At 38.2% G+C, this 26606-nt stretch carries 26 protein-coding genes; all 26 read left to right on the forward strand.

From position 1 onward, the window contains the following. Positions 1-58: 58 nt before the first annotated feature. The 26 genes from DFR79_RS00350 (at position 59) to DFR79_RS00475 (ending at position 26596) form a co-directional block, all read left to right on the forward strand. Positions 59-637 carry a thymidine kinase gene (locus tag DFR79_RS00350; protein WP_133513510.1) on the forward strand — a complete coding sequence of 193 codons (579 nt, stop codon included), beginning with the start codon at positions 59-61 and terminating at the stop codon, positions 635-637. 40 nt (positions 638-677) lie between these two features. After that, complete coding sequence (gene prfA, locus DFR79_RS00355) at positions 678-1760, forward strand: peptide chain release factor 1 (RefSeq protein ID WP_133513511.1); 1083 nt, start codon at positions 678-680, stop codon at positions 1758-1760. Between the two features lies 1 nt (position 1761). Next, positions 1762-2637, forward strand: a complete 876-nt coding sequence (gene prmC, locus DFR79_RS00360; RefSeq protein WP_133513512.1) for a peptide chain release factor N(5)-glutamine methyltransferase — start codon at positions 1762-1764, stop codon at positions 2635-2637. Between the two features lie 46 nt (positions 2638-2683). Then, complete coding sequence (locus DFR79_RS00365) at positions 2684-3817, forward strand: L-threonylcarbamoyladenylate synthase (protein ID WP_133513513.1); 1134 nt, start codon at positions 2684-2686, stop codon at positions 3815-3817. Next, entirely contained in the window at positions 3804-4301 is a 498-nt protein-coding gene (locus DFR79_RS00370; RefSeq protein WP_133513514.1) for a low molecular weight protein arginine phosphatase, read from the forward strand. The genes DFR79_RS00365 and DFR79_RS00370 overlap by 14 nt, the downstream gene beginning before the upstream one ends. Positions 4302-4327: 26 nt before the next feature. After that, positions 4328-4975 carry a uracil phosphoribosyltransferase gene (upp, locus tag DFR79_RS00375; protein WP_432207086.1) on the forward strand — a complete coding sequence of 216 codons (648 nt, stop codon included), beginning with the start codon at positions 4328-4330 and terminating at the stop codon, positions 4973-4975. Between the two features lie 102 nt (positions 4976-5077). Continuing rightward, on the forward strand, positions 5078-6118 hold the full coding sequence (locus DFR79_RS00380) for an MraY family glycosyltransferase (protein ID WP_133513516.1): 1041 nt from the start codon (positions 5078-5080) through the stop codon (positions 6116-6118). Positions 6119-6327: 209 nt separating this feature from the next. After that, positions 6328-6549, forward strand: coding sequence for an AtpZ/AtpI family protein (locus tag DFR79_RS00385; RefSeq protein WP_133513517.1), 222 nt, complete (start codon positions 6328-6330; stop codon positions 6547-6549). Positions 6550-6666: 117 nt separating this feature from the next. Beyond that, on the forward strand, positions 6667-7326 hold the full coding sequence (gene atpB, locus DFR79_RS00390) for a F0F1 ATP synthase subunit A (RefSeq protein WP_133513518.1): 660 nt from the start codon (positions 6667-6669) through the stop codon (positions 7324-7326). A gap of 21 nt (positions 7327-7347) precedes the next feature. After that, positions 7348-7605 carry an ATP synthase F0 subunit C gene (gene atpE / locus DFR79_RS00395; protein WP_133513519.1) on the forward strand — a complete coding sequence of 86 codons (258 nt, stop codon included), beginning with the start codon at positions 7348-7350 and terminating at the stop codon, positions 7603-7605. Positions 7606-7645: 40 nt separating this feature from the next. Next, positions 7646-8053 carry an ATP synthase subunit I gene (locus DFR79_RS00400; RefSeq protein ID WP_133513520.1) on the forward strand — a complete coding sequence of 136 codons (408 nt, stop codon included), beginning with the start codon at positions 7646-7648 and terminating at the stop codon, positions 8051-8053. A gap of 37 nt (positions 8054-8090) precedes the next feature. Continuing rightward, the gene (gene atpE, locus DFR79_RS00405; RefSeq protein ID WP_133513521.1) at positions 8091-8348 is read left to right on the forward strand and encodes an ATP synthase F0 subunit C; all 258 of its coding nucleotides are present in this window, start codon (positions 8091-8093) and stop codon (positions 8346-8348) included. Positions 8349-8549: 201 nt separating this feature from the next. Then, entirely contained in the window at positions 8550-9050 is a 501-nt protein-coding gene (gene atpF, locus DFR79_RS00410; protein ID WP_133513522.1) for a F0F1 ATP synthase subunit B, read from the forward strand. Further along, entirely contained in the window at positions 9047-9607 is a 561-nt protein-coding gene (atpH, locus tag DFR79_RS00415) for an ATP synthase F1 subunit delta (RefSeq protein WP_133513523.1), read from the forward strand. The genes atpF and atpH overlap by 4 nt, the downstream gene beginning before the upstream one ends. 1 nt (position 9608) lies before the next feature. Continuing rightward, on the forward strand, positions 9609-11189 hold the full coding sequence (gene atpA, locus DFR79_RS00420; protein ID WP_133513524.1) for a F0F1 ATP synthase subunit alpha: 1581 nt from the start codon (positions 9609-9611) through the stop codon (positions 11187-11189). 2 nt (positions 11190-11191) lie between these two features. Continuing rightward, entirely contained in the window at positions 11192-12127 is a 936-nt protein-coding gene (gene atpG, locus DFR79_RS00425; RefSeq protein WP_133513525.1) for an ATP synthase F1 subunit gamma, read from the forward strand. A gap of 24 nt (positions 12128-12151) precedes the next feature. Next, a complete protein-coding gene (gene atpD, locus DFR79_RS00430) occupies positions 12152-13564 on the forward strand; it encodes a F0F1 ATP synthase subunit beta (protein WP_133513526.1) in 1413 nt (470 codons plus the stop codon). A 3-nt stretch (positions 13565-13567) separates the two neighbouring features. After that, entirely contained in the window at positions 13568-13999 is a 432-nt protein-coding gene (locus tag DFR79_RS00435) for a F0F1 ATP synthase subunit epsilon (RefSeq protein WP_133513527.1), read from the forward strand. A 324-nt stretch (positions 14000-14323) separates the two neighbouring features. Beyond that, positions 14324-14884: a YueI family protein gene (locus tag DFR79_RS00440; protein ID WP_133513528.1), complete on the forward strand. Its 561-nt coding sequence runs from the start codon at positions 14324-14326 to the stop codon at positions 14882-14884. A 58-nt stretch (positions 14885-14942) separates the two neighbouring features. After that, a complete protein-coding gene (locus DFR79_RS00445; protein WP_133513529.1) occupies positions 14943-16223 on the forward strand; it encodes a UDP-N-acetylglucosamine 1-carboxyvinyltransferase in 1281 nt (426 codons plus the stop codon). 82 nt (positions 16224-16305) lie between these two features. Next, entirely contained in the window at positions 16306-17259 is a 954-nt protein-coding gene (locus DFR79_RS00450; protein WP_133513530.1) for a 1-phosphofructokinase family hexose kinase, read from the forward strand. Positions 17260-17262: 3 nt separating this feature from the next. Further along, positions 17263-17733: a CBS domain-containing protein gene (locus DFR79_RS00455; protein ID WP_133513531.1), complete on the forward strand. Its 471-nt coding sequence runs from the start codon at positions 17263-17265 to the stop codon at positions 17731-17733. A 61-nt stretch (positions 17734-17794) separates the two neighbouring features. Then, positions 17795-19108, forward strand: a complete 1314-nt coding sequence (locus DFR79_RS00460) for a cation:proton antiporter (protein ID WP_133513532.1) — start codon at positions 17795-17797, stop codon at positions 19106-19108. 58 nt (positions 19109-19166) lie between these two features. Continuing rightward, positions 19167-20207 carry a rod shape-determining protein gene (locus DFR79_RS00465; protein WP_133513533.1) on the forward strand — a complete coding sequence of 347 codons (1041 nt, stop codon included), beginning with the start codon at positions 19167-19169 and terminating at the stop codon, positions 20205-20207. A 23-nt stretch (positions 20208-20230) separates the two neighbouring features. Continuing rightward, positions 20231-22126 carry a SpoIVB peptidase S55 domain-containing protein gene (locus tag DFR79_RS00470; RefSeq protein WP_133513534.1) on the forward strand — a complete coding sequence of 632 codons (1896 nt, stop codon included), beginning with the start codon at positions 20231-20233 and terminating at the stop codon, positions 22124-22126. Between the two features lie 33 nt (positions 22127-22159). Beyond that, positions 22160-26596, forward strand: a complete 4437-nt coding sequence (locus DFR79_RS00475; protein WP_133513535.1) for a translocation/assembly module TamB domain-containing protein — start codon at positions 22160-22162, stop codon at positions 26594-26596. Positions 26597-26606 lie beyond the last annotated feature (10 nt).

A 26606-nucleotide genomic window follows, 5' to 3' on the forward strand; every position in this document is an offset into this window, starting at 1 on the left:
GTTTTGCCTGGAAATTTTAAAGAATTATGATCAGTATTATAATGATGAGGTGGAATAATTGTATAAAATTACAAAAAGCGGCTGGCTGGAAGTAATTACAGGCCCCATGTACTGTGGAAAAAGCGAAGAACTGATCCGCAGGTTGCGCAGGGTAAAAATTGCTAAACAGAAAGTAAAAGTATTTAAACCCGTTTTAGATGACCGTTACAGCAAAAAAGATGTTGTTTCTCACAGTGGAAACAGTATAGAAGCAGTACCAGTTGATCATCCAGAAGAAATTTTAGAAAGAATCGATGCTGCAGTTGATGTAGTAGGGATTGATGAAGCTCAATTTTTTCATGAAGATTTAGTAGAAATTTGTGAAGACCTGGCTGACAGAGGGATTAGAGTTATTTTGGCCGGACTGGATAGAGATTTTCGCAATCAGCCCTTTGGACCGATGCCGGAATTAATGGCCAGAGCTGAATATGTTGATAAACTGCATGCTATTTGTATCCAGTGTGGAGAACCTGCAAGCAGAACCCAGCGCTTAATCGATGGACAGCCAGCGGCTGCAGATGACCCGGTGATTTTAGTGGGAGCATCTGAGGTTTACGAAGCTCGCTGTAGAAGCTGTCATGCTCTTAAAGGGGAATAATCTGCTGCCAATTTTAAAGATAATATGAGGTGAAATATAAATGTTTGATTTAGAAAACTTAGAAGAAAAACTGGATAAACTGGTTGAGAATTATAAAAAATTAAATTCCAAACTCAGTGATCCTGAGGTAATCAATGATAGTGATAAATATCAAAAACTTTTAAAAAAACATGCAAAATTAAAAAAGATAGTAGAAAAATATAAAGAATATAAAGAAGCAAAAGAGGGTATCGAAGAAGCAGAGGAAATGATGGAGCTGGAAGATGATCCAGAAATGCAGGCTCTGTTTGAAGAAGAAATTGAAGAACTAAAGCCTAAAAAAGAAAAATTGGAGGAAAAGCTTCCAATTATGCTGCTGCCTGATGATCCCAATGATGAGAAAAACGTTATTGTAGAAATCAGGGCCGGTGCTGGTGGAGATGAAGCTGCACTTTTCGCGGCTGACTTATACAGAATGTATTCTCGTTATGCAGAAAATAAGGGCTGGAAGGTAGAGATAATGAGTGCCAACGAGTCTGCTTCTGGTGGCTTTAAGGAAATTATTTTCACAATTGAAGGAACAGATATTTTTAAATATTTAAAGTACGAGAGTGGGGTTCACAGAGTACAGCGTGTGCCTTCAACTGAGTCCAGCGGTCGGATCCATACTTCTACCGCTACCGTTGCTGTTTTACCGGAAGCTGAAGAAGTGGATGTAGATATCAATACTAATGATTTAACTATTGACACCTTTCGCTCCAGTGGTCCAGGTGGTCAGAGTGTAAACACAACTGACTCCGCTATTAGAATTACTCACAAGCCAACCGGTCTTACCGTTTCCTGTCAGGACGAAAAGTCACAGCATAAAAATAAAGCTAAGGCAATGCGGATTCTGCGGGCCCGCCTGCAGGAGAAAAAAGAGCAGGAAAAACAAAAGGAAAGAGCTGAAGCTCGCAAATCACAGGTTGGTACAGGTGACCGCAGCGAGAAAATCAGAACCTATAATTTCCCTCAGGGGAGAGTAAGTGATCACCGGATTAATCTGACTGTCCACCAGCTGGATAAAATTCTTGATGGAGAGATGGATCCTGTTATTGAAGCCTTAATTGAGGAGGATAATATCAAGAGATTGGAGAAGATCTAAAATGAATATTAAAGAACTTCTTAAACGCAGTGATCAGTTTCTGGCTGAACGAGGGATCGAAAGCTCTCGCCTGGATGCTGAAGTACTGATGGCAGATCTCCTGGATATGGAAAGGATCAATCTTTATGTAAAATATGATTATCCTTTAAAAAGCAGCGAAGTTGACAGATATCGAGAAATGATAAAAAAGAGGGCGCAGAGAGTCCCAGCAGCCTATATTACTGAGAAAAAAGAATTTATGTCATTAGAATTTGAAATAAAGGAAGGGGTTTTAATTCCCCGACCGGAGACAGAGAATCTGGTGGAGACAGTTATTGAATACTGCCGTCAGAATGAGCTGCAGAGTCCGCAGATAATTGATGTGGGCACAGGTAGTGGGGCCATTGCTGTTAGTCTGGCTCACTACTTGACTGAAGCTAAAGTTGTAGGAGTTGACCTTGATCCACAGGCCCTAAAAGTTGCCCGCCGGAACATGGAAAAACACGAATTAAGTGAGCGGATGAGTATTCTAAAAAGTGATCTGCTGGCAGAATTTATCAAAAGGGAGATTAAAGAAATTGATATTATAGTCTCTAATCCTCCTTATATTTCGGAGGCGGAAATGGAAGAACTGTCACCGGAGGTCAAAAAGGAACCACAAACTGCCCTGAAAGCAGGAGCAGACGGTTTAGATTATTACCGGCGTCTGATACCGGAGGCCGAAAAAGTGCTAAAAAATGGTGGCAAAATCTTTCTGGAGATAGGTTATCAGCAGGCTGAAGCTGTCAGCAATCTTTTTGGTAAAAGCTGGTCTCAGGTGGAAGTGAAAAAGGATTATGCAGAGAATGACAGAATTGTCTCAGCAGTTTTTGAAGCAGTTAAAAAAACTGAGGGTTAAAATAATTAAAAAATACTGCTGCAGTAGATGAAGTTAGGTGGAGCTGATGCAATTTAAAACTAAAATAAAAAAAACCGAATATCAAAAAAAATTTGAGTCTGACAGAATTGAAGGACTTGCTCTGGATTCTGTTTTGAGAAATAAATTAAAAGAAGATCAGGCAGTTATTGAGGCTGCTGACCTCTTAAAAAATGGAGAAGTTGTGGCTCTACCTACAGAAACAGTTTATGGTCTGGCGGCAGATGCCATGAATCCGGAAGCTGTAAAGAAGATTTTTAAAGCCAAAGGTCGGCCCCAGGATAACCCGCTGATTGTTCATATTGCTGATCAGTCACAGCTTGGAGAGCTGACAGCCGGTAAAACATCTGTAAAAGCTAAAAAATTAATGGAAAAATTCTGGCCGGGACCGCTGACAATTATTTTTTCGAAAAATGCGAAGGTGCCTGCTGTAACTTCTGCCGGTCTGCAGACTATAGCAGTCCGGATGCCTGCTCATCCTCTGATGCTGGCTGTCATTGAGCTTTCTGGACTGGCCCTGGCAGCTCCCAGTGCTAATACATCTGGTTTTCCCAGTCCGACTCGAGCCAGACATGTCTATAATGATCTCAAAGGAAAAATACCGTTGATTCTTGACGGAGGGCCCTCTCAATTTGGGGTGGAATCAACAGTTATTGATCTGAGCGGAGAAGAGATCCGAGTTTTAAGGCCGGGTGGTGTCAGCCGCGAAGATATATCTTCTTTTTTAGGAGAAGATGTTAGTTTAGCTGCTGAACTCAAAGATGATAAAGTACTTTCTCCGGGAATGAAATACCGCCATTATGCGCCCCAGAAAAAATTACACATCTTTAATTTTGAGGACAGAATTTCTGTTTTGAGACAGGCTTTAAAAAGAGCAGAAACAAAAAAAATTGCTGTTATCACTGCTAGAAAAAGCAAAATAAATATTAAAGATCTTACAGAAGATAATATAAAAATTTTGAGAGTTTTTGATCATGAAGCTCCGGAAGAACTGGCCCAAAAACTTTTTGATTTACTTAGAAAACTTGATGCTGATCAGAGTATTGAAGAAATTTACATTGAAGAATTAGAGACAGCGGGTATCGGTGAGGCTGTGATGAACAGGGTTTATAAGGCTGCCGCTGCCGGAGAATATTCTCAGCCAGGAGGTGGAGACAATTAAAAAGATTTTATTTGTTTGCACGGGAAATACATGTAGAAGTCCAATGGCAGAGTATTTATTAAAAGAATTGATATCAGAAAATGATGAACTTAAATTAAAAAAATGGGAAGTTCTTTCAGCTGGAATTTCGGCTGTTAAAGGTGCTGAAGCCAATGAAAAGGCAAGTTCTGTGATGAAAGAATTAAATATTGATCTTTCCGATCATATTTCTCATAATATTGAAGAGATCGAGCTAGGTCAGGAAGATTTAATTATTACTATGACCCGCAAGCACAGTCGGGCCCTGGTCCTCAGACATCCAGATTTAGCCGATAAAATTTTTACTTTAAAGGAATTGAGTGAGCTGGATACTGATTCCAGAGATATTCAGGATCCTTTTGGTCTTTCCGAAGAAGTATATAGAGAGACCCGGGATGAAATTCAGAAGAATTTAAGGTTTTCCTTAAAAAAACTAAAGAATATTGAGTTGATTGAGGAGGACTAAGCTTCTTTAAGTAGAATAATATTAATATGAAGGGAGAAATAATTTTGAGTGAATTACATGTAATGGACCATCCGTTAATCAGACACAAAATTGCAATAATGAGGGACAAAAATACCGGCCCCAAAGAATTTAGGGAGCTGGCCGATGAGGTAGCAACTTTAATGGCCTATGAGGTAACAAGAGATATGCCTTTAGAAGATGTAGAAATTGAAACTCCGATTACCAAAGGCAAATTTAAAATGATAGCCGGTAAAAAATTGGGGATTGTGCCAATTTTAAGAGCCGGACTGGGGATGCTGGATGGAGTTCTAAAACTGATTCCTGCTGCCCGGGTTGGTCATATTGGTTTATATAGAGACCCTGAAACACTGGAAGCTGTTGAGTATTACTGTAAACTTCCAACTGATATTCAGGAAAGAGATTTACTGGTAGTTGATCCCATGCTGGCTACAGGTAATACAGCTATGGAAGCAATTAAGTTTATTAAAGATAGAAATCCGCGCAGTGTTAAATTAATGGTACTGGTTGCAGCTCCAGAGGGAGTTAAGAAAATTCAGGATGCACATCCCGATATTGATATCTGGACAGGTGCACTGGATGAAAAATTAAATGATCATGCTTATATTGTTCCCGGCCTTGGTGATGCAGGGGATAGGCTTTACGGTACTAAATAAAATTTGGGTACCGGGTACTTGTAAAAATTTACCATAAATATTGGAGTTTGTGTCTGGTTAATTTTTACAAGTACCCGGTACCCTTTAGGGGAGGTAAGATAATTGCTTTATCTGGCTGCTTTTATAATTACTTTAATATTATCCTTAATCATAACTCCCGTTATTATCAGGCTGGCGCATCAGCTTAATTTTATTGACCGACCGGGAGAAAGAAAAATAAACAAAAAGGTGATTGCTACAGCAGGGGGGACTGCAATTTATCTTGCCTTTATGATTCCTCTCAGGTTTTTTCTGCCTGCCAATCAGACAATTACAGGGATCATGGTAGGTGGAACGTTTATGCTGATTTTAGGACTGCTGGATGATAAGTTCGAAATTTCTGCACCCATAAAGTTTATTGGTCAGATAATAGGTGCTCTGATTTTAATTTATTATGGAGTTAAAATTAATTTTATCACCAACCCGTTTGGCGGTTTTATCTATCTTGGTATTTATACAGTTCCTTTTACAGTTTTCTGGATTGTTAGTATCATTAATACTATTAATTTGATTGATGGTCTCGATGGCCTGGCAGCAGGAGTTTCAATTATCGCAGTTTTAACCCTTTTTGCAGTTGCGCTGCAGGAAAATCAGGTTACTGCTCCGATGCTGGCAGTTTTACTTGCCGGAAGCTGTTTTGGCTTTTTAAAATATAATTTTAATCCCGCTAAAATTTTTATGGGGGATACGGGCTCCATGTTTATCGGCTATATTATTGCGGCTGTTTCGATTACAGGTGCTCTAAAGAGTGCAGCAGCTGTGACGATTTTTGTGCCGATGCTGGCCCTGGCAATTCCAATCATGGATACTACTTTTGCTATTATTAGAAGAATATTTAATGACCGCCCAATTGGAGAGGCTGACCACGGACATATTCACCACCGGCTGCTGGCAATTGGAATGAATCAGAAACAGGCAGTTCTTTCCGTTTATATGATCAGTGCAATCCTGGGTACAGTTGCTTTTGTCATTAATGGAATTAAATTTGATCATGCTTTAATTATCTTTATTTCAGTTATTTTAATTATTATTTATGGAGCCAAAAAAATCGGAATTTTTTCTGTAGAACTTCCTCAGGAAGGATGTTCCCTGGAAGACAGTTAATTGTAAGAAGATAGTTAATTGTAGTAAACAAATTTATTGGAGCAATTCTCTCCTCTGTTTGTTTGTTTTTTACAGAATTTAAGTGGTTGAAGATATAAAATAAGTATTGTATAAAAACTTGTTCTTTTAAATATTTTGTTGTTAATTTCACAAGTGAGCTTGCAACTTTAGTCTTAATATAATAAAATATGACAAAGGTAAGATAAAAAATGGATAACAAAGATTGGCGTCAAATTATGCGTGGACTTGCTCTGTTAACAGAAGTTGGTCTGGTGATAGTCGTCTCTGGAGGTATTGGTTTTGGGGCCGGTTATTTAATTGATAGTTTTTTTGATTTTGATCTTTTATTTAAATTATCAGGATTAATTGTTGGTCTGGGGGCCGGCTTTTATTCTGTTTACAAACTATTAATGTCGACTTTTGATGATTAAATAAAAAGCCATTTTTAAATTTTTCTGTTCTTTTTCAGTTTAGTTTTAGTTATTTTTAAATTTGATTTATTTTAAGTTTTGTCTTTTTAAACTATTTTTACGAGAGGAGGAATAATTTTGAATCCAGGTCCGAAGATATTATTTTATCTTTTTGGAAAAGATTTTTTACCGATTACTGACACCCTGATTGTTGGCTGGGTTTCTGTAATTATTATTTTAATAGGTGCTAAATATTTAACCACCAGTTTAACTATCCGACCTAACGGTAAGCAGAATGTAGCAGAGTTTATAATAGAAATCATTTATAAACAGATTGAACCTATGCTGCCGGGAGAAGGCTGGAGATTCCTTCCTTTTATTGCGACTATTTTTATTTACGTTGGAGTTGGAAATCTGATTGGAGTTGTACCCGGTGTCACCAATCCGACTGGTGATTTAAATACCACCCTGGGACTGGCACTGGTAGTATTTGTTGTCACTCAGTATGAAGGAATGCGGGAATATGGTGTCTGGGGATATATAAAAAGTTTTGCCGAACCGGTAATCTTTTTACTTCCAATTAATATCATAGGAGAATTAGCGAAACCTATTTCTCACTCATTTCGTCTTTTTGGTAATATTGTTGGTGGAGGTATAATTATAACACTTATTTATCAGGCAGCTCCGTTTTTAATTCCCGTACCACTACATGCCTGGTTTGGGATATTTGTTGGTGCAATTCAGGCTCTGATCTTTGGAATGGTTGCTATTGCCTATATTTCAGTTGCTAAGTCTTAGTCTTGAGAAAGGAGGCAAATCATGATAGAATTTTCACCCGAAGTGGCCAATACAGTGATTACAACTGTCTCTTATATTGCAGCAGGAGCAGCGATGATTGCAGGAGTTGGTCCCGGAGTTGGAATGGGTTTTGCTGCTGGTAAAGCAACATCTGCTGTCAGAAGGCAGCCTCAGGCTAGAGGTCCAATTATTACAACTATGCTGCTGGGACAGGTAATATCAGCTTCAACTGGTATTTACTCTCTGGTTATTGCAATCTTTTTGATTTTTGGAATTTAACTTTGTAATAATTGAGAAGTAAATGATTAAGGAGTAATAGATGAAAGATATTGATGATCCACAAAAAGTACAGAAAGAAATCCTGAAAAAAACTTATTTGATTTCTTTGCTGCCAATTATATCTTCTTTACTGGCAGGAGAATATGATGTTACCCTCGGCTTTATTTTTGGCCTGGTAATTGCAACTCTTCTGTTAAGATTAAAATATAATAACATAATTAGGGCATTGAGTATGGAAGAAGAATCAGCTGAAAAGTTTATCAGAAACAGATACTTTTTAGAATATGCTCTTTATTTTCTGGTTCTGGTTACTGCCGTTAGACATGCCAGATTAAATTTCCTGGCAGCTGCAGTAGGTTTGTTTATGATTAAATTTGTTGTGATTTCATGGTCAGTTATTGATTTACTTAAAGATACTTTTCAAAGTAAAATTGATGAGTATAAATAATGATTTTTGTTTTTAATACCGAAAGGAGGAAATTATAATGGTAGAATTTTCACCAGCAGTTATTGACACAATTATTAGAGCAGCTGCACTTTTAGGAGCAGGTTTTGCAATGATCGCAGGTATTGGTCCTGGTATTGGTCAGGGTTATGCCGCTGGAAAAGCTGTAGAATCTGTAGCTAGAGATCCAGAAGCAAGAGGTAATATTATTACCACTATGCTTTTAGGTCAGGCTGTTGCTGAGTCAACAGGTATTTATTCTCTGGTTATTGCCATTGTTTTAATCTTTACAATATAGTTTAAGTCTGTAATTAAGTCGGGAGAGTAATTCTCCTGACTTAATAGTACTTACTATATTATTTGTTTGTCAGCCCATCTTATAATGATGGGCCGCTAATAAAATCGGCAGCTTTAATTGTCGTTTTTTATAAAATTTTTGAGTATAAATATTTTGGGCAGAAATTAAGCCTGAATTATCTTTCAGGAGGTGAATGTACTCTTGGTTAATATTAACACTACAATGTTATGGCAGTTAGTAAACTTTTTTGTTTTAATGTTTTTACTAAAAAGATATCTCTATTCTCCAGTAAAAGAGATACTGGATAAAAGAGCCGATCAGATCAACAGTGATCTGGATCAAGCCGAAGAGACACGCGAAGAAGCAGAAGAACTTAAAGCAGAATATGAGCAGAAACTTAAAAATGCTCATAATGAGGCTCAAAAAATTGTAGATAAAGCAGAAAGTAGAGCCAACAAAAAAGCAAAAGATATTATAAATAAGGCAGAAGATAAAGCTGAGAACTTAAAGGCCAAAAAGTTAGAAGAGATTGAACAGGCCAAAAAGGAGGCAGCAGCTGAACTCAGAGACAATATTGCTGATTACACAGTTCAGGCAGCAAATAAACTAATCCAGGAGCAGTTAAACGAGGACAAACATCAGCAGATGATTATGGACTTTATAGACCAGCTTGATAAAGAGAAACTGGGTGAACTGCAATGAGAAATGAAGTAGCATCTAAATACAGTCGTGCTTTATTTGGACTGGGAAAAGACCATGATAATCTATTGGAATTAAAAAGAAATTTGTCTGAATTCTGGCAGCTGGTACAGGAAAATGAAGATTTGAATATGCTTCTTTTCCATCAGCGGATAACTCCAGAAGATAAAAAAAGAACTCTGGAGAAAATCTTTGCTGAAGAGCTGGATCAGGATATTTTACATTTTCTTTTTATCTTAATTGAAAAAAGAAGAGAGTTTTTTCTGGAATCAATTCTCAAAGAATTCAATACACTGGTTGATGATGCGGAAAGCATTTTGCATGTAGAAGTTACATCAGCTGTGGAATTAAATGATTCGATGTTAAATAAATTAAAAGAAAAATTAGATTCACTATTAGATTATAATATTCAGATTGAAAATAAAGTTGATCAAGAAATCATTGCTGGTATTGTTCTGAAAATTGAAGATTATATTATCGATGGCAGCCTGTTCTATGAGCTCAACTCACTGAAGCAGAAGCTAAAATCGATTCCAGTAAGTAAGTTAGGGGTGAATTAATTTGAAACTGAGACCTGAAGAAATAAGTTCGATTATCAAAAAAGAAATAGAAAATTATGGACAAAAATTAGAATCCGTGGGTGTCGGTACTGTATTAGATGTAGGTGATGGTATTGCTCATGTCTACGGACTTAAAGACGCTATGTCCGGAGAACTTCTGGAATTTCCCAATGAAGTCTTTGGAATGGCTTTAAACCTTGAGGAAGATAATATCGGGGTTGTTTTACTCGGTGATGAGACATTAATTGAAGAAGGTGATGATGTAAAACGCACCGGCCGGGTAGTGGAGGTGCCGGTTGGAGAAGCTCTTTTAGGAAGAGTTGTTAATCCACTTGGACAGCCGCTTGACGGTAAAGGTGCAATTGAAAGTGATACATATCGACCTGTAGAATCGGAAGCACCTGGTGTTGTTGATCGTCAGCCTGTAGAGGTTCCCCTGCAGACTGGTCTAAAATCAATTGATGCGATGACTCCAATTGGTAGAGGCCAGCGTGAATTAATTATTGGTGACCGTCAGACTGGTAAAACAGCGATTGGTATTGATACAATTATCAACCAGAAAGATAATGATGTGATCTGTATTTATGTAGCTATTGGACAGAAAAATTCAACCGTAGCTCAGCTTACAGAAAGACTGAGAGAAGAAGGAGCAATGGATTACACTATAGTAGTTTCTGCTACAGCAAGTGAGCCAGCTCCGATTAGATATATCGCACCTTATGCCGGTTGTGCTATGGGTGAGCATTTTATGTACGAAGATGATCGAGATGTATTAATAATTTATGATGATCTTTCCAAACATGCGGTAGCTTATCGTGCCATGTCACTTCTTTTAAGAAGACCACCTGGACGTGAAGCATATCCTGGTGATGTATTTTACTTACACTCACGGTTATTAGAGCGGGCCGCCAAGTTGAATGATGATTTAGGTGGAGGTTCTTTAACTGCCCTGCCGATCATTGAAACCCAGGCTGGAGATGTTTCCGCTTACATTCCTACCAACGTTATTTCGATCACTGACGGCCAGATTTATCTTGAGAGTGAGCTGTTCTTCTCAGGTGTAAGACCGGCTGTTAACGTAGGTATTTCTGTATCTCGTGTTGGTGGTAATGCACAGATTAAGGCGATGAAGGATGTTGCCGGTACACTGCGGCTTGACTTATCACAGTATCGTGAACTTGAGGCTTTTTCCCAGTTTGGATCTGACCTTGATAAGGCAACTCAGCAGAAACTTGCTCGTGGTGAGAGAATTGTAGAGATTTTAAAACAGGATCAGTATTCACCAATGCCGGTGGCAGAACAGGTTATTATTATTTATACGGTGACTAATGGTCATTTAGATGAGCTGCCTGTTGATAATTTGGGCCGTTTTGAAGAAGAATATCTTAATTTTATAGACAGTAATTACCCTGAAGTAAAAGAAGAAATAATTGAATCAGGAAAATTATCTGATGAACTTAAAGAAAAATTGAATGAGATGGTTAAAGAGTTTAAAGATATGTTCGAGATTCGAAAAAATACTATTGTAGATATGGATTCTAGCGAATCTGATACCGAAGCAGAGGAAGCTGAGGTGAAATAACAATGCAGAATATGCGAGATATTCAGCGGCGGATAGGGAGTGTTAAGAACACTCAAAAGATTACCAGAGCCATGAAAATGGTTGCTGCCGCCAAACTGAAAAATGCTCAGAATAGAGCAGAAGATGCCCGGCCATTTTTCAATAAAACAGTGGAAGTTTTAAGAGGTGTATTTACCAGAACTAAAGAAGCAGCCCACCCACTTTTAGCAGAAAGAGAAGGGGGCAGGCATCTGGTAATTGTTATTACAGGAGATCGAGGTCTCTGTGGAGCTTATAATCACAAGGTGATTGATCTGGCCGAAGAAATTGTGGAAACAGAAGAAGAAGTTTCTTTAATGGTTCTTGGGCGAAAGGCACGGGACTATTTTCGACGTCTGGATACAGATATTATGGCTGAATATGTTCAGCTTGATGATTACCCTGGTTATGGTTTTGCCAACAATCTTGCTGATGAGATTATTCATCATTTTGAAGCAGAAGATGTCAATAAGGTGTCGATGATTTATACCCACTTTAATTCTGCTATCAGTCAATCAGTAAAAAATATGCAGCTCTTACCGGTAGAAAAGTTTGCGGAAGAGGCAGAAAAACCTGAAACTGAGCAGAAGGAGCCTGTGGAAGCTGAGATGGATGCTGAAACGGATGCTGAAACAGTAGAAGAAGAGGGAGAAAAGAAATATGTAGATTATATTTTCGAACCCTCTCCGGCTGAAGTTTTTGATAATATTTTACCTCAGTATTTAATTAATGTTATTTATTCAGCCCTTCTGGAGTCTAAAGCAAGTGAGTTTGGTGCCCGGATGACTGCCATGGACTCTGCGACTGAAAATGCAAGTGAGATGATAGATGATCTAACCCTTAAGTATAACAGAGCTCGTCAGGCAGAAATCACTAAGGAAATTACAGAAATTGTTGGTGGAGCAGAGGCACTTAAATAAAGTTTTATTAAAGGAGGAATTTGCGTGAGTGACCAGAACATTGGTAGAGTAGTTCAGGTTATTGGTCCGGTAGTTGACATTGAATTTCCGGATGGAAATATACCTAAGATCTTCAATGCTATCAAAATACAAAATGAAGAAAGTGAGATAGACTTAACCTGTGAAGTAATGCAGCAGCTGGGTGATGATAGAGTTAAAACAGTTGCTATGTCTTCCACAGATGGACTTGTAAGAGGAATGGAAGCTGTAGATCAGGGAGAACCAATCAGTACTCCAGTAGGAGAGGCTGTACTGGGAAGAGTGTTTAATGTTTTAGGAGAGACTATTGACAATCGTGGTGAGGTAAAAACAGATGAGAGAATGCCTATTCACCGCCCTGCACCTAAATTTGAAGAGCAGGAATCAACAACTGAACTTTTCGAAACAGGAATCAAAGTTATTGATCTTTTAGCACCTTATACTCGTGGTGGTAAAGTTGGACTTTTTGGTGGTGCTGGTGTAGGTAAAACAGTACTTATCCAGGAATTAATTAATAACATAGCGACAGAACACGGTGGTTATTCTGTATTCTCCGGTGTTGGAGAAAGAACCAGAGAGGGTAATGACCTCTGGCTGGAGTTCCAGGAAGCTGATATTTTAGATAAGGTTGCGATGGTTTTTGGTCAGATGAATGAACCACCTGGAGCCCGGATGCGCGTTGGACTTACAGGACTGACAATGGCCGAGTATTTTCGTGATGAAGCCGGTCAGGATGTATTATTATTTATTGATAATATCTTCCGTTTTATTCAGGCCGGTTCTGAGGTATCTGCGCTTTTAGGTAGAATGCCTTCTGCGGTAGGTTATCAGCCAACACTTGCTTATGATGTTGGTACCTTACAGGAGAGAATTACTTCAACAAAGAAAGGTTCAATCACATCTGTCCAGGCAGTATATGTACCTGCAGATGATCTGACTGACCCTGCTCCTGCAACCACATTTGCTCACCTGGATGCTACAACAGTACTCTCCAGAGATATTGTGGAAAAAGGAATTTACCCTGCTGTTGACCCACTTGATTCAACTTCTAATATTCTTGACCCCAGAATTCTGGGTGAAGAACATTATAATGTTGCACGTGAGGTCCAGGAAATTTTACAGGAATACAAAGATTTACAGGATATTATCGCTATCCTGGGTATGGACGAATTATCTGAAGAAGATAAGATTGTTGTAAATAGAGCCCGTCGAATTGAGAGATTCCTGTCTCAGCCATTCTTTGTTGCTGAGCAGTTTACTGGAACACCAGGTAAGTATGTTGAACTGGATGACACAATTCGAGGCTTTAAAGGAATTTTAGAGGGGCGCTACGATGATCTGCCAGAGGAAGCATTTTACATGGTAGGTACAATCGAAGACGCAGTAGAAAAAGCTAAACAGCTGGAAGAAGGTGAGTAGCCAATGGCTGCTGCACCAAAAATTCAGCTTGATGTGGTAACACCGCAAAAATTAGCTTATAGTGAACAGGTAGATCTGATAGAAGGACCTGCAATTGATGGTCTGATTGGTATTTTGCCTGACCATGCACCTTTAGTAACTGCAATGCAGATTGGAGTTGTAAGAGTTGTTAAAGATGGTGAGGAAATTCAGATAGCTATCAGTGAGGGTTTTATGGAGGTTCAGCCTGATCGGATTAATCTGGTGGTTAGAACCGCCGAACTGCCGGAAGAGATTGATATTGAGCGGGCGGAAGCTGCAAAAGAAAGAGCAGAAGAAAAGCTGGAAAAAGGACATGACAAAGTTGACTTTGCTAAAGCAGAAGCAGCCTATGATCGTGCTCTGGCCCGCCTCAAAGCCGCCGGTCATCAGGATCACGGCTATGATCGTTTATAACACCTACCGTTTACTTGTCGACTTATGTCGATAAATGTAGAAAAGGGTATGAGTTTATAAAACTATATAAATAGAAAAGGGCCCCCAGGGGCCCTTTTTCAGTTTAAAAGATAAAAAGTTATTAATGATAAATTGCAGTCATCAATATATAAAATTAATTTCTTCATCTTTAAATCTGGCTTTATATTTCATCGCTTCAGTGCTGAGTAATTCCCCTGCTGATCAAAATTATATTTCGACAAAAAACGACAAGTAAACGGTAGGTGCACGTGAGGTGTACATCTCGAACTTAAAATGTTAAAATATTAAGAGGAGGGTATAGTTATGACAAATGATAATGAAAGCAAATTAGAAAAAAAAGCTCGTGAGGGAGCTTTTGGTCCGACTGAAATTAAAAAAGGTGAAAAAAATAGATTTCTGGGTGAATATGAGGAACGAGTTATTGCCTATTTGACAGAGGATCAGGTTAAAGAAACAGCTTTATACCCCGAGATAAAAGATGTTTTAAAAAGTAGTGAAGCAAACAAGCTGATTATTAGAGGAGATATCGCTAAAAAACATATCTCAGATTATATAAAATGGGCCCGGGAAAAAGGAATTCGATTTAATAGAAAAAACTCTCCGGAGTTCCGGGGAAATGTAGCGCTGGCAGTTGCTGGAAAAGATGCTGTAACTCAGCAATTTGGTCGGATTCCGGACCGTGAGGAAAAGTTGCAAAAAAAGGGTTTATCTGATAATATTATAAGGAATGCAGGCTCATTGCTCTGCGGGGATTGTTGGAAGGAATTAATGGAAAAAGCGCCGGAGGAAAAAATTAATTATAAAAAGGCCGGCATATTCGATAAATTAACAGGTGCCAACTGTGTAGGCTGTCAAAATAAATAACTGACATTTATTAATGAATGATTGAAGGATAAAATTTGATCTGGATTTTAAAGAAGGAATGATTTATTTTAGAAAGGGGCTTTTAGAGGTGGACAAGTATATTATACAGGGTTTAAATCCACTTACAGGAGAAATTAAAGTTGGGGGAGCAAAAAATGCGGCTTTGCCAATTATAGCTGCATCTTTACTTGCTGACTCTCAGGTTGTTTTAGATGACATTCCACGACTTAGAGATGTAACCAATTTATGCAGTATTATTGAAGATATGGGTGCAAAAATAGAAAGAAATAAAAACCGGATTATTATTGATCCAACCGGGGTATCTAAAACCGAAGCAGATCATGATTTAGCCAGGAAACTGCGTGCTTCTTATTATATATTGGGAGTGATGCTTGCCAGATCAGGGCATGCAAGAACTACTCTTCCGGGAGGATGCAATATTGGTAATCGTCCTATTGATCTTCATCTTAAGGGGTTTAGGGCTCTGGGAGCAGAGGTTAATTTAGACCATGGGGTTGTTGATGTAAAGGCTGATAAATTAAAAGGAGCAGAGATTTATCTTGATTATCCAAGTGTAGGGGCCACTATTAATATTATGATTGCTGCCAGTCGGGCTGAAGGTAAGACCATTATCGAAAATGCGGCCCGGGAGCCAGAGATTGTAGACCTGGCAAACTTTTTGACCGTGATGGGAGCTAATATTAAAGGTGTAGGTACAGATATCATCAAAATTGAGGGTGTTGATGAGATGCATGGAGTTGAACATCGAATCATACCTGATCGAATCGAGGCTGGTACATATATGATAGCATCGGCTATCACTGGTGGAGATGTATTTGTCCGCAATGTCCTGACTGAACACGTAAAACCATTAATCGCTAAAATGCATGAGATGGGTATTACTGTAGAAGAAGACATAGCAGGTGTCAGGGTTAAAGCAGGTAATGACTTAAAGGCCGTTGATGTTAAAACATTACCTTACCCGGGTTTTCCTACAGATATGCAGTCTCAAATGATGGCTTTGCTGACTCAGACTGATGAGACAAGTTTAATTATTGAAACAGTCTGGGAAAATCGTTTTATGCATGTAGATGAACTGAAAAGAATGGGAGCAGAAATTAAAATTGATGGTCATAGTGCTCTCATCAAACCGGCCCCCCTGACTGGTGCCGAAGTTAGAGCTACCGATCTGAGGGCAGGTGCTGCACTTATTCTGGCCGGACTGGCTGCCGAAGGACAAACAGAGGTCAAGGATATCTATCATGTAGAGCGGGGATATGAAAATATAGAAAAGAGGCTTCGAGAAGTTGGAGCCTCAATAAAGAAAGTATCTGAGTAAATAAAACCTGCCGCTGATATTTCAGCGGTTTTCTGTTTTGAAAGTTAGTTTTTGCTTTTCAATAAAACAAGGTGGTGAAAAAATGATTACAACAGTGACATTGAATCCAGCTATTGACCGCGAATATTTTGTTGATAAGAATGAAGTTATGAAAAACCAATTTATTTATAATGATGAAGACTTAAAAATTTACCCGGGGGGAAAGGGTTTAATTAGTGCAATTAACTTTAAGTCTTTAGGTTATCAGGATGTTCAAAACATTGGTTTTGTTGGTGGAAAACAGGGAATGTTCTTCGAAAAAATGGTCCAGAAACAGGATATTATCAGCAACTATATTTATACCGAAAGTGAAATTAGAAACAATGTTAAAATAATTGGTCGAGAACCTGCAACTTATACTCAGTATAATGATTATACTTATCGGGTAGAAAAAGAAGAGGTAAAAGAATTAATTGTTCGTTTTAAAAGATCGATTTCCGAGAGTAAATGTATTTTAATCTCCGGCTCAGTACCTGAGGGAGTAGATTTTGATATCTATCAGCGTTTAATAAAAATTGCAAAGGATAAGGGAAAACACGTATTTCTGCAGGCGAGTGGAGAGGCTTTAAAACTGGCTTTGAAGTCAAATCCAGATATAGTGACCCCTTATTTTAAGCACCATAAAACAATTCTGGATATGGAAATGAACGATAAAGAAGATTATATTAGAGCAGGTAAAGAGATTCAAAAACAGGGTGCAAAAAGAGTGATGATTCCCTTCCACTGTGACCGACTGCTTTTTGATAAAAATGGAGATGTCTATCAGTTATCACCTAAAGGGTACTGTATTGTTAACTGGCTTGGCTCCAGTGATGCTTATAATACAGGCTATCTTGATTATGCGTTTCAGACAGAGGACTTCGATTTTTTAGAAGCTAATCTGCGTGGAGGAGCGGCAGCTTTATGGATAGCAGAGAATAAAGAAATTTACTTACAGAACCGGGAAGATTATAATTCCTATCTTGATCGACTGGAAATTAATAAGCTGGAGGTGTAGAAATTGAGTAATGTAAGAGATTATATGATCCGGACTATGAATTCAGTTACTCCTGATGACAGTATTCGCAAAGCTATAATTTTAATGTATAGGTCAGAGCAGTCAGTGCTGCCGGTAGTGAATCATCAAAACCTTTTTGTGGGAACTATCTACAGTAATAATATTCTGAAGAACATAATTCCAGAAAGTTTTGGCTTTCTGGACAGCAGCCGTCTTTTTTATGAAGTTAATGAAGCGGTAGAAAACTTAAAATATGTTAAGGACGAAAAAGTTGAAAAGTATATGGCCCGCAATCGAGATGCGGTTAAAGAAGACAGTGATATGAAAAAACTTGCTGATATTATGCTTAACAACAAAGAATCTGTACTGTTTGTAACAAATGATAATGGTTTTTTGAGAGGTTTTATTGAGAGATCTAACCTACTGCATTATTTATTAGATGAAACAGAATCCAAAACAGCTGCTGAAGAATAATTTTTCTATTTATAAGTTTACAAGGAGATAAGGAAAGTAGAATAAAAAAAGAGGTGTAGTTATGAATGAGCTAGAATCAATTTCCGTTCTTATAGTTGAAGAATGGTTGGTTTTGAATAATATTTCCAATAAAGAACTTTACTTAATTTCAATATTTTTACTTTTTGCTTTTTTAATAGTTTTACTGGCTAAAAAGTATAAAATACCAATAGTAGTAGGATATGTCTTTCTGGGTATTTTAATGAGTCCAGATATAATTTCTTTACTGCCGCTGATAGATCAGGAGTTTACAAATTTTTATACATTTATTCTCGCAAATCTGAATTATGTAACCACAATTGCTCTGTCATTTATTGCTTTTACCATCGGTAGTGAACTTTCGATAAAAACAATAAAAAGGCTGGGGAAAAACATATTATATATAGCCTTACTTGAGTCATTTGGAGCTTTTGTAGTTGTTACCACGGCTATTTATCTTATCGGTAACCCGCTCTATATGGCACTCCTATTTGGTGCTATTGCTTCTGCAACAGCTCCGGCAGCAACGGTAATGGTTTTAAAAGAATATAATGCGGAAGGACCTTTGACTTCAACCATTATGGCGGTTGTTGGTCTGGATGATGCTCTTGCTTTAATAATTTTTTCGCTAATCAATCCGATTGCCTATTCTCAGTATCTGGGCGGAGCGGGAGAACCATTAAATTTATCAGCCTTAATTATATATCCGCTGACAGAGATTTTTGGATCTATTTTTGTGGGTCTGGCTCTGGGATATGCAGCTCAGTATTTGCTAACTATTTTTAATGAAAAAACGAGAAAAATATTGACTATTGTCACGACCATAATTTTGAGTTCTTCTATAGCAGTATTTTTTGAATTTTCACCTTTAATTGCCAATATGTCAGTTGGATTTGCAATTAAAAACTTTGCTAAAAAGAATCTGCAGATTTCCGAATATCTGGATACCTTAACAATTCCTCTTTATGCGATGTTTTTTATAATTGCAGGTACAGAAATTAGATTTTCCGAAATGGGTTCCCTTAGTTTTCTGCTGATAGCCTTTAGTTATTTAACAGCACGGATCATCGGTAAGGTGGGGGGGTCAACTTTAGCTGCTAAAGTTTCGGGAGCACCAGAGGCAGTAAAAAAATATATCGGCCTTGGACTATTACCCCAGAGTGGGGTAGCAATTGCTCTGGCTTATACTGTGCAAAAACAGTATACTCAGGAAACTGAAGTCGGACTTTTGATTTTCAATACTCTGCTGTTGACCGCAGCGATAACTGAAGTGGTCGGACCTCTCTTAACTAAATATGCTGTAGTCAATGCTGGAGAAATAAATGCTGGAAATCAGTCCCGGGAAGATTATAGTTAATTTTAATTTCATTTTAAGATTGATCGTTTATAATAAAAAGTAGGTATAAGAAAGGAGTATGCTATTGAACTTATTAAATAAATTTAGTAAAAAAATTGCAATTGACCTGGGAACAGCCACAGTTATAATTTATGAGAGTGACAAAGGTATTGTTTTACAGGAACCTTCTTTTGTAGCTCTTGATAAAAATACGAATAAAATAATTGCGGTTGGGGAAGAAGCCCGGCGGATGCTGGGAAGAACTCCAGGCAATATCGAAGTTATTAGACCCTTAAAAGATGGTGTAATAGCAAATTTTGAGGTCGCCGAAATGATGCTCAAAAGTTTTTTGAAAAAAGTTGGGGTTAAAAGTAGATTTATTAAGCCCTTGATTATGGTCTGTATACCTGTTGGAGTTACCGGGGTGGAAAGCCGTGCAGTTTTAGAAGCGGCAGTTCAGGTTGGAGCTCGCAAGGCATTTTTGATTGAAGAACCGGTTGCAGCTGCAATTGGAGCAGGTCTTAGAATTGAAAAGGCAGAAGGTAATATGATAATTGATATTGGGGGAGGAACAACAGAAATTGCTGTTCTTTCTCTGGGTGGAATAGTTGTCGGGGAGTCGATCCGGGTTGGTGGTGACAAATTTGATGAAGCTCTGGTACGTTATGTTCGAGAAAATTATAACTTAGTTATCGGAGAATCAACTGCGGAAGAAATTAAAATAAACATCGGCAGTGCAGATCCCAATTATTCTGCTGTGTATGAAGTTAAAGGTAGAGATTTAATGACAGGACTGCCCAGACATATAGAGTTAACCGCCCAGGAAACTCATAAAGCTTTTAAGGAACTGCTTGATAATATTGCTCAGGGCGCCCGGCGGGTTTTAGAAAAAACTCCACCAGAATTATCAGCTGACATAGTCGAAAAAGGTATCATTTTGACCGGTGGAGGTTCTCTACTGGAGGGTCTGGATAAATTTATTAGTCGGCAGACAGAAGTTGGAGCCTTTGTAACTGATGATCCCCTGATCTGTGTTGCAGAAGGAACCGGACAGGCTTTAAATGAGTTAGACAAAATATCAAATGTATTAAGCACAGGTGATCAGGGCATTTTATCGTAAAAGTAACTGGAGAGTGATTAAATTTGAAAAAAATTATGAAAAAGGTTTTATTTTTTATTCTAATAGTCTTAATTCTCAGCAATACCCCAGTGCTTGCCGCAGATAACATTATGCCTTTAGAGGAAGTAGAAGCAGGAATGACAGGCTATGGAAAGACTGTTTATTCTGGAAGTAAAATTGAAAAATTTGAAGTGAAAATAATTGATGTACTCGACAACCGCAGTCTGGATCAAGATTTAATATTAATTAAATTAACCGGTGATAAAGCAGAAAAATATGGTGGAATTGCTGCCGGAATGAGCGGCAGTCCTATTTATCTTAAAGATCGTATAATTGGGGCTATTGGCTATGGATGGAATAATAGTAATCACCTTTATGGTCTGGTGACCCCGATCGAGAGAATGCTTAAGCTGCTCGAAGATAATGATTTTAAAGAAACAAGCGGTAATTTTAGTGACTTTGAACTTGAAGAATTTACACCAGGAAAAAATATTATTAAAACAAAAAGTCCAATTATGGTTAGTGGAATTAACGGTCGAGCTTTAGATAGACTGGAGAAAAAGCTGGCCCAATTAAATCTAAGTGTTATTCCCAGTTCAGGGATTGAAGAGGCAGATAAAAGCAGTGAAAAACCTAAACCAGGAGAGGCGATTGCTGTGCAGCTGGTAAGAGGTGATATCAGTGTAGCTTCAATTGGTACCCTGACTTATGTGGATCAGGGGCAATTTTTGGCTTTTGGTCATCCCTTTACCAATCGAGGTCGGGTAAATTATCTTCTGAGCCGAGCTCATATAAATGCTGTTATTCCCAGTACAGAACAGCCTTTTAAACTCGGTTCACCTTACAACAGGCTTTTAGGTTCAGTAACTCAGGACAGAGGGGCTGGTATTGCAGGAAGAATTGATACATATCCCAAAATTACTCCTCTTTATATCTCTGTCTCCAAAAATGGGCAGCTGGTTGAGGAAGTCAGCCTGCAGATTATTAATGATGAGTATTTATTTTCCTCTCTTGCAAATAGTGCTGCTCTGCAGGCAGTAGATTCGGCACTGGATAGAATTGGTCCCGGTTCTGCAGTCTCCCGTCTTAAAATCATGGGGAGAGGTCTACCTGAGCTGCAGGTAAAATCCAGCAATATGTATTACAGTCAGAATGATATTGGAAGTACAGCTTTATCCGATTTTTCTCAATTGTTAGATTTGATTCTGACTAATCCGTTTACAGATGTTAATTTAATTGATATTCGCTTAGAACTGGATTTTAATCGGAGTCATAGTGTGGCTTTGATTCAGGAAGCAAAGGTCTTAAACGAAAAAATATATCCCGGGGATAAGTTGAGAGTTGAAGTAACCCTCCACCGCTATCGCAATGGCACAAAAACGAAAATGATTACCATGAAAGTACCCGAAGATGTGGAACCTGGTATAGCCACCCTCTTTGTTGATGGAGGTTATACAGGCGAGACAGTGCGGCCGGAAGATACTGAACCCATGCAAAATCAGAGCCTGGGTGGATTAAATGAAGCTGAAATTTCTGGCCACAAAAGTTTGGAATCCATGTTAAACGATTATTTAGATTCACCGGATAACAATGATCTTATTTTACAGCTTTATCCTTCCTATGCGGCTCCTATCTATCAGGAGAGCAGTGAGCAGCCTCCGGGACAGAAGTCTGTCGGAAATAAAGAAGGCGAAGATAACAAACCGGAAAACAAAGAACAAACTGAAAATGAACAGAAGCCGGAAGAAGTTAAAGGTGCTAAAGATGCTGGAAATCTGGAGGAAGAAATAAAAGAGCGATATTCTACCGAATATGTGCTGGAAGGTAGTTTGAATCTTGATCTAGAAATCTTAGCTTCGCCCACAGCAGAAAGTGATTCAGCTGCAGGATGGGAAAAAGACGAAAAATTAAGGCAGTAATAAACATAGTCAATGATTTCTGGAGGTTTTTAAATGGATAAGCAAATTAAATATCTATTGGGAGTTTTAATTGTACTGCTTATCTCAGCTTATTTTTTAAGTTTGCTGGTAGGCTTACCCCAATACTTTGAAGAGGATATTATTGCTTTTCTGGAAGAAAGATTTTCAGGCAATATTTCTTTCAGCTCTGTCTCTTTATGGCCTCTAAATAGAATTCGACTCAACAATTTTGAGTTTACTGCCAGAAATGGAAGCACTTTTAAAGCCGAAAGTCTTAACCTGGATTACAGCCTGAATTTTAATGAGGAAGAAATAGTTAAGGTTGAGTTTATAGAACTGATTGGGGCAGAAATTGAAGTTCAGGGAGATTTTATTAATTTAAATCAGAACTTGTCTGCTTCAGATTGGCGGCCAGGAGCTAAGAGGCCGGGGGCTAATTTGAGTAATGCTGATTTTTTATCTGCCCTCAGTCTGCCCGATTTTTTTGCTGATATAAATGTAAATATTAGAAATTCAAATTTGGTATTAAAGACAGCTGCTCTTAATCTGGAGTTAACTGATCTACAGCTCGGATTAGAAGCAGAGAGTACTGAGAGCTATAAACTTAATTTTTCTGCAGGAGTAATGATTAAACAGCTGCAGCTCGAAAATGATTTAGAGCTCAATGATTTTAAGATAAGTAACTTAGATTTAAAATTTAAGAAGAATAAGGGCACTGCGGAACTCTATTTTGCAGGGGAAAGCCTTGAGCTGGCAGCAGCAGCTGCTAATCTGCAGAGGAGTAAATTTAATTATCAGGATTTTGAGGTTGATCTCAAAACTCTTCAGGGTCTGGCTTCTGTAAGAGGTGAACTCAGCTTTAAAAATTATCAGCTCAGCAGCTATCAAAGTCAGATAACTGTTGAGGATTTAACTCTTCAGAGCAGCTATAACTATGCTCAGGGAGAGAAGGAAAAGCTAACTTTATCTTCACCAAGTTTAAAAATTAAGGCTGCAGGTCCTGAACTGAGTTTAGTGATCAGTGAGAATACAATTTTTGTTGATCAGAATCCTGTTAATTTGAGTCTGAAGATTGATCAATCCCTGGATTACAGGTTAAAAGTAGAAGCTGAAAACTTTAATTATGATTATCGGTTTTTAGCTCCTTATTTGAATAAAGGTGTTTTTGACTTTAATTTTAATCTCAGTACAGCCAGTAATCAGCTGCAGATTGCTGCCGCAGAAATTTCTGCGGCAGAGCTGAGCAGCCAATATATGGACTTAAATTCAGCAGATATCTCTTTGATGTTTGATCAGGATGAATTTTTTCTTAATAAGGCCGAAATTTCCCTGGCTGATGAAAACCAGCTGGCTCTAAAAGGAAGTTATAATTTTGAAAATAAAAATTATTTTTTAACTGCAGAGGCGAAAAATTTTATTTTATCAGAAAATTTGATTTCTAACCTGACCCGGATTGAATTTTTTGCTGAGAACAATTATCTGGCCCAGCTCAATCAGATTAAAGACAGGCGGCTGGATTTTAAAATTGATGCAGCCGGGCTTTACGGTCAACAGCAGGGGCTGTCAGCAAATGGAAATTTAAATTTATCTTTTAAAACTGCAGCTGCCGGATCATATTTTAAGGTAGACAGTTCTTTCTGGTATACAGATCAGAAGCTGCTGCTTAATTCTTTTAAAGTTATTTCTGATTACGGCCGGCTGGATCTGATGGGCGAGCTTGATTTTGGGACTGAAAAACTGCAGCTTCGCTATGCAGCTCGCCATCTTGAACCACAAATTATAAACGAATTTTTGGCCCGGGAAGCTTCAATTTTGACTGAATTGAATCCAAATATTACCTACCTGGAAGGCTCGATTCTGGATAGTTTTACAAATCCAACAGTTAATCTCAGGTTGAATATGAATCAATTAGAATATGATAATTATCTTTTAGAAGATCTGATGCTTTCTGCAGTTTATGAAAATGATAATCTGAAGATAAATGATTTTCAGGCAAAAATTGCCCAGGCTTCAGTTACTGCGGCAGGTGAGATTAAAAATCTTTCCCGACTGGGAGAAGCAGAGCTTAATCTAAATGTAAATAGTCAGGATTTATATTTCCAGGATATAGCAGCCTTTGCCGGACAAAAATTACCCTTAAGTGGGGAAGTTCAGATCCAGGCAGCTTTTAGCGGCAGAGTAAATGATTATAATCTTAATCTGAGTTTAAAAGCAGATAACAGTATTCTGGAATTTGATGGTCAGGAAATTGAATTTTCAAATCTGCAGGCAGAAATCAGCCGCGAAAATGGTGACTTTATAATTAATGATTTAGCTGCTGAACAGCAGGATCTACAGCTGACTGCTGCCGGTAGCTTTAATTTCAGCCAGGGATTTGATGTAGATTTACAGTTGGATGGTTTTCAACCTGCCAATTATTTGAATGATTATCAGTATGCTGCAGACAACCTAAATGGCAGCCTTTCTCTGAGCGGAAAGATCAGAGGGAAGCTGGAAAATATAACTGTTGATTTTGAACTTGATTCTCAGGATTTGAGTTTTTCTGAACTGGGAATTGAGATTAATGACAACTCATTTAGCTATAATATAAATGAAAATCTGATTTCGATTGATCATTTTAATTTTTCTGCTGCTTCCGGCAGCTATAACTTAAGTGGTAGAATTTTTGATTTAAGTAGTCAAATAAAAACAGAGCTAGAACTTGAGCTGCTGGAGGTTCCAACCAGAAACCTGGTTCTTCAGTTTGCTAATTTTTATCCACTGGCAGAAGATTTGATCTTTGCCGGTTCGATAGATTTTAAATCTCAGGGATTAGATTACCAGGCAGAGGTTGATATTAATGCTGATGCTCAAACAGGTTCAGGTAATCTGTCCTTAAGTGGTACAGTTAGCGAAAATATGGCTCTTAACTTTGAGGCTTCAAAGCTGGCACTTAATGTTAATTCCAGTCAGTATGGTTTTAATTTCAAATTAAATAGTTTATTGGATTTTAGTGGAAGTATAGAGGGAAGCCTGCAGGCTCCAGTGGTGAGGTTAACTCATCAGCTGCGGGAACTAACTCTTAACAACAACAGCGTGGAACTGGTAGAAGGAGAAATAATTCTGGAAAGCAGTCGGAGGTTTTCGATTTCAGAAAATCTAGAGTTCAGTCAGGGTGGAGAACTGACATTAGACGGCAGCTATTCTCTGATTGATGACCAGTTAAATTTAAGTTCTAATCTTGAATCTCTTCCTCTGGGCTTTTTGATTTCTTTTCTGGGAGAGGGTTATTCTGCTTCCGGCAGTATTAATGGTTCTTTTAGAGCGGAAGGAAGCCTGGAGTCTCCAGCACTAGAAGGGGAGCTGAAAATAGGAGCTGAATATTTAGAACTCGGTCTCAGTCATCGGATAGAAAATTTGCAGGGAACAATCAGCCTCGCTCAGGGAAAGGCAGTGGTAGAGAATCTAGATGGAAATTTTGCTGAAGGTCAGTTTTCTGTCAACGGCAGGCTAAATTTCTTGAATTTAGAAAACTTCTGGAATTTATCCTTAACTGGGCAGAATTTATATTTGGAACACGGTTCGCTGGCAGGTAATTTTGATGCAGATTTAAATTTCACTGGACCCTTATTAAATCCTCTGCTGGAAGGAGATTTGCTAGTTCATGATTTTGTGATTGGAATTCCCTTTGAATGGCCTGAAACTGAGGTCGATTCGAATGCTTTTGTGCCCAGGATTAACTTAGATATTACACCTGGAGAAAATGTAAGAGTGGAAAATGAAAATATGGAAATAATAGTGCAGAGAGGAAGTCTTAATCTGCAGTTTAATAATAGTCTGGCTGATCCGCTTTCACTGGAAGGGCGTTTGCGCAGTCAGGAAGGTGAATTTACCTATTATAGTTCTTATTTTAATCTTGAAAATGCAGAAGCAGTATTTAGTCCGGTTAACGAAAATGATATTCCCGAGCTCAGTGTTAATGCGGTTACCTATGCCGGTGGATATGAGATCACTATCAACCTGAGAGGACCTGCAGATAATATGAGGATTACTCTGAGTTCTGATGCGGATCTTACCCAGGATGAGATCCTAAATCTTCTGTCCACCCGGGGAGCTCTTGGTTCTGCTATTATCGGTGGAGAAGATATAGGGGTTCAAAATATTATCTGGCAGGAGCTGACGAGGATTGTAAATTCATTTTTGCAGCAGGGTGTAATCTCTGATCTTGAGTCAGATTTTGAAACGATATTTTCACTTGATAGAGCAGAGATAGATGCCCTTCAGTTTGGAATGGAGAGAGAATTTACTATTTATTTAGGTAAAAATATTACAGATAGATTGTATATAGAGTATGCCAATTATTTTAATCAGGAAGGAAGAGGAGCAGAATTATCCTTTGAATATCAATTAACAGAACCAACTGTTCTTAAGGGTACTTATTTTGGTGATCAGGAGTATCAAATTAGTATAGAAACAGAAATTGAATTTTAGGAGGCCAAGG

It is taken from the genome of Halanaerobium saccharolyticum, from assembly GCF_004362045.1.
GTDB classification, from domain to species: domain Bacteria; phylum Bacillota; class Halanaerobiia; order Halanaerobiales; family Halanaerobiaceae; genus Halanaerobium; species Halanaerobium saccharolyticum_C.

Coding starts and splice junctions, on each gene's coding strand:
- prfA (WP_133513511.1), top strand. CDS start 678: ATGTTTGATTTAGAAAACTTAGAAGAAAAACTGGATAAACTGGTTGAG.
- prmC (WP_133513512.1), top strand. CDS start 1,762: ATGAATATTAAAGAACTTCTTAAACGCAGTGATCAGTTTCTGGCTGAA.
- DFR79_RS00365 (WP_133513513.1), top strand. CDS start 2,684: ATGCAATTTAAAACTAAAATAAAAAAAACCGAATATCAAAAAAAATTT.
- upp (WP_432207086.1), top strand. CDS start 4,328: ATGAAGGGAGAAATAATTTTGAGTGAATTACATGTAATGGACCATCCG.
- DFR79_RS00385 (WP_133513517.1), top strand. CDS start 6,328: ATGGATAACAAAGATTGGCGTCAAATTATGCGTGGACTTGCTCTGTTA.
- atpE (WP_133513519.1), top strand. CDS start 7,348: ATGATAGAATTTTCACCCGAAGTGGCCAATACAGTGATTACAACTGTC.
- DFR79_RS00400 (WP_133513520.1), top strand. CDS start 7,646: ATGAAAGATATTGATGATCCACAAAAAGTACAGAAAGAAATCCTGAAA.
- atpE (WP_133513521.1), top strand. CDS start 8,091: ATGGTAGAATTTTCACCAGCAGTTATTGACACAATTATTAGAGCAGCT.
- atpH (WP_133513523.1), top strand. CDS start 9,047: ATGAGAAATGAAGTAGCATCTAAATACAGTCGTGCTTTATTTGGACTG.
- atpG (WP_133513525.1), top strand. CDS start 11,192: ATGCAGAATATGCGAGATATTCAGCGGCGGATAGGGAGTGTTAAGAAC.
- DFR79_RS00435 (WP_133513527.1), top strand. CDS start 13,568: ATGGCTGCTGCACCAAAAATTCAGCTTGATGTGGTAACACCGCAAAAA.
- DFR79_RS00440 (WP_133513528.1), top strand. CDS start 14,324: ATGACAAATGATAATGAAAGCAAATTAGAAAAAAAAGCTCGTGAGGGA.
- DFR79_RS00445 (WP_133513529.1), top strand. CDS start 14,943: ATGATTTATTTTAGAAAGGGGCTTTTAGAGGTGGACAAGTATATTATA.
- DFR79_RS00450 (WP_133513530.1), top strand. CDS start 16,306: ATGATTACAACAGTGACATTGAATCCAGCTATTGACCGCGAATATTTT.
- DFR79_RS00460 (WP_133513532.1), top strand. CDS start 17,795: ATGAATGAGCTAGAATCAATTTCCGTTCTTATAGTTGAAGAATGGTTG.
- DFR79_RS00465 (WP_133513533.1), top strand. CDS start 19,167: ATGCTATTGAACTTATTAAATAAATTTAGTAAAAAAATTGCAATTGAC.
- DFR79_RS00475 (WP_133513535.1), top strand. CDS start 22,160: ATGGATAAGCAAATTAAATATCTATTGGGAGTTTTAATTGTACTGCTT.